Origin of the sequence: Gynuella sunshinyii YC6258 (assembly GCF_000940805.1) — a bacterium.
In the GTDB taxonomy this organism is placed as follows: Bacteria; Pseudomonadota; Gammaproteobacteria; order Pseudomonadales; family Natronospirillaceae; genus Gynuella; species Gynuella sunshinyii.
In genome coordinates, this window is record NZ_CP007142.1 from 2648996 (window position 1) to 2660465 (window position 11470).

At 47.1% G+C, this 11470-nt stretch carries 11 protein-coding genes; 7 read left to right on the forward strand and 4 right to left on the reverse strand.

Annotated features, from left to right (window positions below):
• Position 1: 1 nt before the first annotated feature.
• Positions 2–1189: an acetate/propionate family kinase gene (locus YC6258_RS11630; protein ID WP_044617142.1), complete on the reverse strand. Its 1188-nt coding sequence runs from the start codon at positions 1187–1189 to the stop codon at positions 2–4.
• A 163-nt stretch (positions 1190–1352) separates the two neighbouring features.
• Between YC6258_RS11630 and YC6258_RS28120 the strand changes: the two genes are divergently transcribed.
• From YC6258_RS28120 to YC6258_RS11660, 6 genes are all read left to right on the forward strand, one after another.
• Positions 1353–2840, forward strand: coding sequence for an alpha/beta fold hydrolase (locus YC6258_RS28120; RefSeq protein WP_082070665.1), 1488 nt, complete (start codon positions 1353–1355; stop codon positions 2838–2840).
• Positions 2841–3252: 412 nt separating this feature from the next.
• A complete protein-coding gene (locus tag YC6258_RS11640; RefSeq protein ID WP_044617143.1) occupies positions 3253–4470 on the forward strand; it encodes an ABC transporter substrate-binding protein in 1218 nt (405 codons plus the stop codon).
• 295 nt (positions 4471–4765) lie between these two features.
• Positions 4766–5536: an ABC transporter ATP-binding protein gene (locus tag YC6258_RS11645; protein ID WP_044617144.1), complete on the forward strand. Its 771-nt coding sequence runs from the start codon at positions 4766–4768 to the stop codon at positions 5534–5536.
• 7 nt (positions 5537–5543) lie between these two features.
• Positions 5544–6248, forward strand: a complete 705-nt coding sequence (locus YC6258_RS11650; protein WP_044617145.1) for an ABC transporter ATP-binding protein — start codon at positions 5544–5546, stop codon at positions 6246–6248.
• Between the two features lie 71 nt (positions 6249–6319).
• Complete coding sequence (locus tag YC6258_RS11655; RefSeq protein WP_044617146.1) at positions 6320–7324, forward strand: branched-chain amino acid ABC transporter permease; 1005 nt, start codon at positions 6320–6322, stop codon at positions 7322–7324.
• The gene (locus YC6258_RS11660; RefSeq protein ID WP_044617147.1) at positions 7321–8601 is read left to right on the forward strand and encodes a branched-chain amino acid ABC transporter permease; all 1281 of its coding nucleotides are present in this window, start codon (positions 7321–7323) and stop codon (positions 8599–8601) included. Before YC6258_RS11655 ends, YC6258_RS11660 begins: the two co-directional genes overlap by 4 nt.
• 59 nt (positions 8602–8660) lie before the next feature.
• Here YC6258_RS11660 and YC6258_RS11665 read toward each other — a convergent pair whose 3' ends face one another.
• Complete coding sequence (locus YC6258_RS11665) at positions 8661–9029, reverse strand: immunity protein Imm33 domain-containing protein (RefSeq protein WP_082070666.1); 369 nt, start codon at positions 9027–9029, stop codon at positions 8661–8663.
• Positions 9030–9352: 323 nt separating this feature from the next.
• Between YC6258_RS11665 and YC6258_RS11670 the strand changes: the two genes are divergently transcribed.
• Complete coding sequence (locus YC6258_RS11670) at positions 9353–9532, forward strand: hypothetical protein (RefSeq protein WP_044617148.1); 180 nt, start codon at positions 9353–9355, stop codon at positions 9530–9532.
• A 78-nt stretch (positions 9533–9610) separates the two neighbouring features.
• Here the strand turns inward: YC6258_RS11670 and fabB are convergent, their stop codons facing one another.
• On the reverse strand, positions 9611–10828 hold the full coding sequence (gene fabB / locus YC6258_RS11675) for a beta-ketoacyl-ACP synthase I (RefSeq protein ID WP_044617149.1): 1218 nt from the start codon (positions 10826–10828) through the stop codon (positions 9611–9613).
• Complete coding sequence (fabA, locus tag YC6258_RS11680) at positions 10825–11352, reverse strand: 3-hydroxyacyl-[acyl-carrier-protein] dehydratase FabA (RefSeq protein WP_044617150.1); 528 nt, start codon at positions 11350–11352, stop codon at positions 10825–10827. The genes fabB and fabA overlap by 4 nt, the downstream gene beginning before the upstream one ends.
• Positions 11353–11470: the final 118 nt, after the last annotated feature.

An 11470-nucleotide genomic window follows, 5' to 3' on the forward strand; every position in this document is an offset into this window, starting at 1 on the left:
TCTATTTGGTTAATCTCAGACAATCCATAGCAATCATCAGTTCTTCGTTAGTTTGAATGACAATTGCGGGAGTACTGTCGGCCTTGGTGATCAGGCCATTACTCTGTTTGCCGTTTTTCTGGTTGTATTCCGGCTCTGCTTCAAATCCCAGAATGGCCAGATTCTTGAGCGCCTGAGCCCGTACCGGTTCAGAGTTCTCGCCGATACCGCCGGTAAAAATGAGTGCATCGAGGCGGGTCAACGATGCAGCGAGACCGGCAATTTGCCGTGCCAAACGGAAACAGAAGACATCAATCGCGAGGCCTGCCTGCTGGTTACCGCTGTCTCGTGCCTCGACCAGAGTACGCATGTCGTTACTTATGCCAGACAGTCCCAATAATCCGGATTCTTTATTTAACATGTTGGTGATCTGTTCAATTGACCATGACATTTTCTTCGCCAGGAACTGATGCAGGCTTGGATCCACGTCTCCGGAACGGGTTCCCATCATTAAGCCTTCGAGAGGCGTCAGTCCCATGGTTGTGTCAACGCAATGCCCATTAATCACGGCCGCCGCACTGCATCCATTTCCCAGGTGTGCGCTGATAACCTGGTGATCATTGGGGTCCAGGCCCAACTGCTGAACCGCTTCGTTAACCACATAGCGGTGGCTTGTACCATGTGCACCATAACGACGAATGCTGTGATCTTTATAGAGATAGTAAGGAATGGGATAAAGGTACGCTTTTGGTGCGAGCGTCTGATGGAAGGCGGTGTCAAAAACCATCACCTGTGGCAGGGCCGGGAACAAGGTGCTGATGACCTTGATTCCGAGCACAGCAGCGGGATTATGCAATGGCGCAAAATCGTTATACTGTTCCAACTTGCTCAGGTTTTCCGGGGTCACGACGATGGAGTCTGAAAAGGCTTCACCACCGTTTACAACCCGGTGCCCAACCACGGCGACATCCTCAAAGCTCAGACCGAAATCTGCCAGGGAATTACATAAAGTACTGATGGCAGTTTCGTGATCAGCTGAGGGAATTTGTTTAGTGGTTTTACTGGTCTGAGTTTTAAAGGTAATTTCGGCATCTACCTGCCCAAGTCTTTCGGCAATACCGGAAAGCAATAAATCATGAGATTCGGCGTTGAATATTGAAAACTTAAAAGATGAGCTACCGCTGTTGAATACCAATACCTGTTGGCTCATTAATGTATTCCTTAGTCTTGATACAGAAGGCAGCCGCCTAGGCGACTGATGAGTTATGTAGAGCGTCTGGGATGAAAATTTTTCCAGAGTGATCCACTGATGAATATACAATCAGTATAGTATAGGTATGGGAAGCAATCTCAATAGTGACATAAGGCAAACGATGACCAGACTGACAGCCATATTTTTATTTTTGACAGCCTGTTTTTCCGGAGTCTGGACTCAGGCCATGTCTTATACCGGTTATATGATTCAGGGCGGACATATATATGGTCATACTGAGGTGGGAGCGGTTGTCCGCTTTGATGAACGGAATATCCCGGTCAATGCACGAGGCCACTATTTTATAGGATTTGGCCGGGATGAAACGCCGCAGCATACACTGACCATTACGTTTCCGGATGGCAGGACGGAAAATTCGGACATAACACTGGAACCGGGAACATTCAATATACAGCGATTGACCGGCATTGCTCCGAATATGGTCAATCCTCCCGAAGCAGTGAAGGCACGCATTGTTCAGGAAGCTGAAGAGGTCTTTGAGGTCCGGTCAGTTTATCGAGAAGACGACGCTTTTCTTCAGCCATTTATATGGCCACTGTTTGGACCGGTTACCGGTGTTTATGGTAGCCAGCGGTTTTACAACGGTGAACCTAAAAACCCTCATTTTGGTGTGGATGTCGCCCGTCCGATTGGAACGCCCGTGTATGCGCCAGCCAACGGTATGGTTGTGCTGGCAGAGCCGGATTTATATTTCAGCGGTGGTACGGTCATTATTGATCATGGATATCGGTTGAGTTCCACATTGATGCACCTCAGTGAGGTCTCTGTGCAAAAGGGGCAGCAGATTGTTCAGGGTCAGATGATCGGTCGTGTTGGCGCTACCGGTAGAGTCACAGGCCCTCATCTTGACTGGCGTATGAACTGGCTGGATGTGCGCATTGATCCAACCTATCTGGTTCCCGATATGAAAGATATTTGCGATGTGCAAGATTTTCAGAAGAGCAAACAGAATGTAATTCTGATTCATGGCCTGGGGCGAACAAGTCGTTCCATGCAGTCGATGCAGCACTTTTTACAGGACCAGGGCTACAATGTCTGCCGTATCGATTATCCCTCCCGGGAGTACCCTGTTGAAGCGCTGGCCTCTTATCTGAGCAATTCGATTGCGCGTATAGAACGCTATAACACCCAGCCCATTCATCTGGTGACTCATAGTCTTGGTGGTATTCTGGCCCGATACAGTCTGCAGTATATGTCTCTGCCGGCGGGCAGTCGTATTGTGATGCTGAGTCCACCGAATCATGGTAGCGAAATCATTGATCGCTTTCAGAGCTGGAAGCTGTTCAGTCGGATTATGGGGCCAGCTGCCTTGCAATTGTCTACTGCTACAGACAGCCTTCCAAATGTAATTCCGGGAATTAGTGCCGAGTTCGGTATTATTACCGGTTCTGACAGCTCTGATCCCTGGTTCAACTGGTTGTTTGATGAAACCACGGATGGAAAGGTAACCGTGACCTCGGCAAGGCTCGCAGGTATGAAAGACTTCCTGGTGTTGCCGGTGGGGCACACCACGATCATGAATAACCAGCGGGTTCAAAAGGAGACTCTGTTCTTTTTGCGTCATGGTCGTTTTAGGCCGGATTCATAACTATCAGGCTTAAACTTATTATTTTGCTCCAAAAAAGTGCCATGCAGTTCTATTTTTGTGCACAAATAGGCGGTGGTATGAATTTATAAGGTAGCTAATATTCCTAAGCTCTTGTTTTCCTGAAGTAAAAAAGGAATAGTTGGCATGATCCCGAACATTTCATGTTCGTGAATATATGGCTTTTGGGTCTGTAGCGTGTGCAGATAAAAGCTAAAAAGCACTGAAAAATAACAATAATAGTCATGCTGACAAGCTGAACATAATGTCTGAAAGACTTATCAGGTAACGTTCCTCAATTTGGTTTTTTAATGCCCAGATTACAACTTCGGAGCGATGCTTGCAGGTATGTTGCTTTCAATGATCAGCAGAGTAGCTGTATTCAGATTTTCACCCAAATAATGAGAGGCAGAATATGAAATTAAATGCTCGTAAGTCGCTGTTATCGCTCACAATTGCCGGGGCATTATGCAGTTTGTCTATGGCGTCCTTTTCGGAAGTAAAAGTTGGATTCCTTGGGGGATTTACCGGACCGATTGAGAGTTTGACGCCACCGATTCTGAGTGGTGCACAACTGGCCGTGAGTCATATTAACTCTCAGGGGTCACTGCTGGACGGTCAGATTTTGGTAATGCCGACCGCGGATACGACCTGTGTTGATGCATCAGCTGCTTCCAATGCCGGCGATCGTTTGGTCAATTCTGAAAAAGTGGTAGCTGTCGTTGGTGCATTATGTTCCGGAGCAACCATTGCTGCCGCTAACAATGCGGGCATCCCTGGTAATGTGCTGATGGTGTCACCGGCCTCCACATCTCCGGCGTTGACAGATTTGAAAGACAACGATCTGGTCTTCAGGACGGCCCCTTCTGATGCTTATCAGGGGGAAGTAATGGCCCGGTTGCTGAAATCAAAAGGCATTGATGAAGTTGCCATTACTTATGTGAACAATGATTACGGCAAGGGATTCGCAGATGCGCTCGCTACTGCATTTGAAAAACTCGGTGGTAGTGTAGCTGCCAAAGAAGCTCATGAAGATGGCAAGGCTGACTATCGTGCTGAACTGGGATCTTTGGCCTCGACCGGTGCTCAGAATCTGGTTGTTCTGGCATATGCAGATGGTTCTGGGCAAACCATTTTGCGTCAGGCCATTGAAAGTGGCGATTTTAGCTTGTTTGTGGGTGGTGACGGGATGGTTGGTGATGCCCTCATTTCTGCACTGGGAGCTGATGCTCTGAAAGGTATGATAGCAACCAAGCCGGGGACTCCTGACGCGCCGGGGACAACTGCATTTTCTAAACTTGCGTCTACAGTCGTGGGTTTCGATCCGAAAGCCGTTTTCGCGGCCCAGGCTTATGATGCAGCATTTTTAATCGGTCTGGCGATTGAAGAAAAAGGTTCTGCTGATCGGGAAGGTATGTCTGAAGCGCTGCGTAAAGTAGCCACTGCTCCTGGTGAAATCATTTTGCCTGGAGAATGGGCCAAAGCTAAAAAGCTGCTTGATGAAGGTAAAGATATTAACTATCAGGGTGCAGCCGGAAATCATGAATTTGATGCCAATGGCGATGTTCCAGGCGTTATCGTAGAGATGGGCATCAAGAACGGTAAGTTCGTTGAGCTGGGCCAGCTCAAATAATTGTTTCTATAATAACCATTTGCGGTATTTGCCGGGAATGATTCATGCCCTGCCTGGGATCAATTGGTATGTGTCTGAATATTCGGATACCGGCTGGTCCAGGGCAGGTTATTGAAACTATCGTTTTTGGGGCACCCTGGCATGGTGTCTCGGGTTTACCCGATAGATAAAAGCTCATATCTATCGAACATTATCAACAGCTGTGTGAATGCTTATCTCACGCTGCTGAATTCATTCAGGTTTCTCAGGTTGTGTTTTGTTATGTGGTTAGTTAATTATGCTGAATGGAGGATGGATGGAATCCGTTATTGAAGTAAATAATGTCTCCAAATCATTCGGCAAACTCAATGTTATCAATCAGTGCAGCATTCAAGTTGAAAAAGGAAGCATTACTGGGTTGATCGGTCCAAATGGTGCGGGTAAATCCACCCTTTTCAATATAATAGCTGGTGTTTTTCCTCCCGACTCGGGTCGAATTGTGTTTGATGGTGAAGATGTCACCGGATTACCATCGAATCAGTTGTTTAGCCGAGGGTTGTTGCGAACATTCCAGATTGCTCATGAGTTTTCTCATATGACTGCGCTGGAAAATCTGATGATGGTACCCTCCGGTCAATTGGGTGAAAACCTGTTGAATACCTGGTTTAAGCCTTCTCTTGTCCGTAGTCAGGAGCAGGAAGTACGACAAAAAGCACTGGATGTAATCGATTTTTTGAAGCTGGAGCATGTCAAAAACGAGTTGGCAGGCAACCTGTCCGGTGGCCAGAAAAAGCTGCTTGAGTTAGGCCGGACCATGATGGTTGATGCACATGTTGTATTACTGGATGAAATCGCTGCCGGTGTAAACAGGACTCTGTTGAAAGACCTCAACGATAATATCCTTCGTCTGAACCGGGAGTTGGGTTATACCTTTTTGGTGATTGAACACGACATGGATATGATCGCGAAACTGTGTAATCCGGTCATTGTATTAGCCCAGGGTAGTGTCATGGTGGAGGGAACTATTGAAGAGATTCAAAGTAATCCGGAAGTCATCGATGCGTATTTTGGCACAGATGTAAGTTGAGGCAGGCATGGCGGTACTAGAAGTAAAGAATATCCATGGCGGTTATGGTGGAATGAACATCCTCAATGGTGTCGATATCTCGATAGAGCAGGAGCAAATTGGTGTGATCGTAGGCCCCAACGGTGCGGGGAAGTCCACTTGCTTAAAAGCCATTTTTGGTTTGTTGAATGTGACAGAGGGGTCAATCAGACTGAGAGGAGAAGAAATCAGGAATGCGGCGCCAGAAGAACTTGTTCGTAAAGGAATGGCGTTTGTGCCTCAAGAAAAAAATGTGTTTGTCAGTTTGACCGTTGAAGAAAATCTGCAAATGGGCGCTTTTTCCAGAAAGGATGATTTTCGTCATATGCTGGAACGAGTGTACGAGTTTTTCCCGCCTCTTAAAGAGAAGCGTCATCAGGCGGCCGGTGAATTGTCCGGTGGGCAACGACAAATGGTTGCCATGGGAAGAGCCTTGATGATTGAGCCCAGTGTGTTGTTGTTGGATGAACCGACAGCAGGCCTTTCGCCTTTGTTCATGAATGAGATCTTTGATCGCATTATCACTATCAATAAAGCCGGTGTTGGCATTTTAATGGTTGAGCAGCATGCCAGGCAGGCTTTGAAGATAGCTCATAAAGGTTTTGTGCTCGCGGGCGGAATGAATCGTTTTACGGATACAGGCCATAATCTGATTCATGACCCTGAAGTCGCCAAGAGTTTTCTGGGCGGTTAACCTTTCATCATGCATTTTTATGATACGCGTCGCGAACAGGTATACCTAAATCGCGCCGCAGGAGTATTACGTTGAACGAGCTGGTTTTTTTCATCAATAAAGTCATTATTTCTGGAGCTGTGATTGGCTCCATTTATGCTATGGGTGCGATTGGTGTCACTCTGATATACAGCATTCTGAGGTTCTCGCATTTTGCTCATGCCGATTTTATGACCTTGGGCGCATTTATGACCTTCGTACTGACTACTATGTTTCCTCATGCGGGGCCAGCCATTGGGTTACCAACGGCGTTCGTCATGATGCCTGTTGCCATGGTGATTTGTTCGGCAGTTGCTGTTGGGGTCGATAAGACCTTTTACAAACCGTTACGAATGCATAACGTCAAACCAATTGTGCTGGTGATGGCGTCGATCGGGGTCACGTTGATGCTGCAGGGGTTGATTCGGTTGTTTGCAGGCACTGGCTCCAGAAATCTGTACATCGATGACAGCAAAGAAATCTTTCGGCTGAGTCTGCCATTTGATTTGTCTTCCAGGCAGATCACCATTACAGAGCCCCAGTTGTTATTGTTTCTGGTGGTCATCGTGGCGGTGGTTTCGCTCCATTTGTTCCTCACCCGAACCAGATTGGGGAAGGCTATGCGGGCGATGTCGGATAATCCGGATCTGGCTCGGGTATCCGGAATTAACACCAATGCCGTCGTGGCAATTACATGGGTCATTGCGGCTTGTCTGACAACCGCTGCAGGGACTTTATTGTCTCTGGATGTGGCACTCAAGCCTGATTTGAGTTTCTTGATTCTGTTACCGATATTCTCAGCAACAATCGTTGGGGGGGTCGGTCATCCTTATGGTGCAGTTGCGGGTGGTTTTGTGGTTGGATTTACCGAAACGCTGGCAGTGTTTAACTGGGGTGTACTGTTTCGGCCTCTCAATGAACATCTACCGGAATGGGCACAGTTGCCGACCAAGCTGGCTTTTGTTCCAACTGAATACAAAATCACCATTCCATTTTTTATCCTGGTTGCTATTTTGATCTGGCGACCTACCGGTTTGTTTAAAGGTAAAGTGCTGTGAAAGATCATTCCCTGAAACGCGAAGTACTGTTGTTTTCCGGATTGCTGTTGTTGGTGTTGCTCATAATGTCTGTTATGGGAAGTGCCTATGGAATAAGGATGCTGGTCGAAGCTGCATGCTATTCTCTGATTGCCCTGGGCCTGACCATGCAATGGGGATATGCCGGTTTATTTAATGCCGGAATATTGGGGTTTATTGCGGTTGGTGGGTTCATGTCTATGTTGTTCAGTTATCCGGTCAACGAGGATTTCTGGCATTCGGATATGCCGGCTCAGTTGGGGATGGTGGTGCTCAAGGCCGCCGTTGGTATTGCAATTATTTACGCATTGGCGAAATCCGCTCGTTGGGGGATGCCCAAGAGGCTTCAAACGCCTTTGCTGGTGATTGTATCGGCAATCGTTTATCTGATGCTGGTGAATATCCTTGATCCAGTTACCCGAACTATTGAATCCGAGGCTGGTTTTATTGGTGGATTTGGGTTTCCGGTCTGGACGGGCTGGACGGGCTGGATCGTTGGGGGAGCCCTGGCGGGCACCATTGCTTATTTCATTGGTCACATATGCCTGGGGTTGAGAAGCGATTATCTTGCTATTGCCACTTTGGGTATAGCTGAAATTATCAAAGCGTTTCTGAAAAATGCTGACTGGCTGACACGAGGAATTTTAACAGTGTCGCCTTTGCCCTGGCCCGTGCCGGAACCTGTTGATGTCGGTTTTGTATTGGCACGTGCTCTTTATTTGTCAGTGATTGTATGCCTGATTGTTGTGACTTACTTTTTGTTGCAGCGGGCGCTACATTCTCCATGGGGGCGAATGATGAGAGCCATTCGCGATAACGAGATTTCATCGTTAGCAATGGGTAAAGATGTCAATAAAAGACGTTTGCAGGTATTTGTGCTAGGGTCTGTCTTAATGGGAATAGGTGGTGCTGCGCTCACCACATTTAACGGTATCTTTGATCCGTCTGGTTTCATTCCATTGAATCACACATTTCTGATTTGGGTCATGGTGATCCTGGGGGGGGCTGGCAATAACAGAGGTGCTATCTTTGGAGCCGTGTTTGTATACATTATCTGGACCATGTCAGAGCCGGTTGCGCTGGTTATATTTGATCTGGTTCGGGATTTAGGAGAGAAATGGTTTTCCTGGCAGGCGCCGGCTGATCTTGACAGTAGAGCATTACAAGCGAGGGTGTTTGTGATTGGCTTGATAATCACGATGGTGTTGCGCTATGCCCCTAAGGGGTTGATACCAGAGAAGATCGCTCAACACAGTTAGTTATTCTATGGATTGTGGCCTGGGCGGGGAGGGAATTGCCCAGGCATACAGATAGATGTTTAATCGGGAATTTCGTAGTCAAAAACCGGAACCCAGTCATTCCGTCCAGGTAGGCGTTCCCAAACACTGCCGACTTCTGACTGATCGAGCAGTTCCTTAATCGTTTTGTCCAACCTGACCATCGAGTCTAATGGTGCAACCAGAGCGGCATCTTCGCTCATGAGAAAATCGTCTGTTTCCATTCCGCTGTAAAATCTGAAACCGGTATCGTTGGCATGCTGGGGCGTTTCTTTATAGAAAAAACGGATGGGCATCGGGCGTTCATTTAAAATAAGGCTGGATGCTAAGCACAAATAACCTTGCCCTTGTGTTTCTGCTGCGCTTTGGGCCATCTTGTCCTCAATGTTATGATGAAAAAGGGCGCGCATTGTATGCAAACAGAATAGTGATCTCTAGCTTTTTTTTACGGTTTTTTAAGGGTTTTTAAGCACTCTCAGTCAAATCAATAACTTAGCTTTTATGTGTTTCAGCTATAGGCAATTTCATTGATTTATCTTATGGATGGAGGCGGCTAAAATGTGAAAACTTTAAGAATTCTATTCTCTTACAATGCAAAACCTCCGCAAAAAAGATTTTTCGTCTAAAATGGAAAGATCTTGAAGTACATATGATGCAGCCATTAATTTTTAACCTGGCTTGTAGTCTTTAACTATGAGTAATGAAAAAGGGGGGACCCCCTAGAGGAAAGTCAATGACGGAACTTGAAAAGCTTGAGCAGGCAATCGTTGAAGCTGAAGAACGTAAACGAGAATATATTAAAAGCAACCCAGCCGGAGAAGGAGATAAAGCAACCAAAGTCGCTTTGTATACGGAAGTGGAACAGGCCAGAAAAGCATTAAGGGCCTATAAGATCCAGCACAATCTTATTTAACTAAGTTCAAATGTTCTGCTTTTCCTCTCTGTTCAACACTAGCGAGCTTCCCGGACGGGAAGCTCATCTGAGATCACACTAGTCTGTATATTTTTCAAAAACCAGAGTGGCGTTGGTTCCGCCGAAGCCAAAGCTATTACTCATCACGCGTTGTAAGGACACATTTTCCCTGGTTTTGGTAACAATATTGGCATTTTGAGCGTCTTTATCCAGCTCAAAAATATTGGCAGAGCCGGCAATGAAGTTGTTTTCCAACATCAGTAGCGAATAAACCGCCTCTTGCACCCCTGCTGCGCCAAGGGAGTGACCGGATAGGCTTTTGGTTGAACTCATCGCAGGCATATCATTTCCGAAGACTTCCATAATTCCCTGCAGTTCCGCCAAATCCCCTGCTGGGGTGCTGGTTCCATGAGCATTAATGTAGTCGATCGGCCCATTAACCGTGGAAAGCGCTTGACTGACACACCGGATCTGGCCCTCGCTGGCTGGAGCTACCATGTTGTAACCATCAGATACTGCTCCGTAACCGACGACCTCAGCATATATTTTTGCGCCCCGTTTTTTGGCATGTTCGAGTTCTTCCAATACCAGGATACCGCCACCACCGGCAATAACAAAACCATCGCGGGCCGCATCATATGCGCGTGAGGCTATTTCAGGGGTATCGTTATATCCAGTGGACAACGCACCCATGGCATCGAACATGCACGAGAGTGTCCAGTGTTCTTCTTCACCGCCACCGGCAAACATAATGTCCTGCTTGCCCATTTGAATCAGCTCGTAAGCGTTTCCAATACAGTGAGCGCTGGTTGCACAGGCAGAGGAAATGGAATAGTTAACCCCACGTATTTTGAACGGTGTTGCCAGGCAGGCTGAAACGGTAGATCCCATGGTTTGGGTAACGCGATATGGGCCCACCCGTTTCAGACCGCGTTCGCGCAGTATGTCTGCAGCTTCGATTTGATTGGATGATGATGCCCCACCCGAGCCGGCGATAATACCAGTACGCTCATGACTGACCATTTCAGGAGGAAGCCCGGCATCGGTAATTGCCTGCTGCATGGATACATAAGAATATCCTGCTGCATCCCCCATGAAGCGGTAGGTTTTCCGATCAATGTGTTCTGTCAGATCAATGTTGGGACGCCCTCTAACATGAGATCTCATTCCCACTTCTTTATATTCTTCACTAAATGTGATACCTGACAGCCCTTGTTTCAGGCTGTCTGTCACTGTTTGTTTGTCATTTCCCAGGCAGGAAACAATACCCATACCTGTGATTACAACGCGTCTCATGTTTTTAAATCCATCTGTTCAGGTTTAAACAAGCCAACCCGAAGGTCTTTGGCGCTGTATATTTCTTCTCCATCAACCTCCAGGACCGCATCAGCAATACCCATAACCAGTTTGCGGGCAATCATGCGTTTGATGTGAATTTTGTAAGTAACTTTTTTCGCTGTTGGCATGACCTGACCGGTAAATTTTACTTCTCCAGCACCGAGTGCTCTGCCACGACCAGGATTACCGGACCATGCCAGGAAGAAACCAACCAGTTGCCACATCGCATCCAGTCCCAGGCAGCCGGGCATTACTGGATCTCCAGGAAAATGACAGTCGAAAAACCACAGGTCCGGGGTAATATCAAGTTCAGCAATTATTTGCCCCTTGCCATATTGACCACCTTCAGACGAGATCAGGTTGATCCGGTCCATCATCAACATATTGCCAACCGGGAGCTGTGCATTGCCGGGACCAAACATCCTCCCGTAACCACATTCCAACAGTTCTTCTTTCGTTAATGAACTTGGTTTTTCTACCATTTGGTTTCCTTTTACATAATTTAGTGTCACGTGACCCTCATGCTTTGTGCGTCTAATTGTCCGTGGAAGCCGTGTTTGCCTGGCTTGCTACAGCATGACATCAGCAGCCTGAAATTAC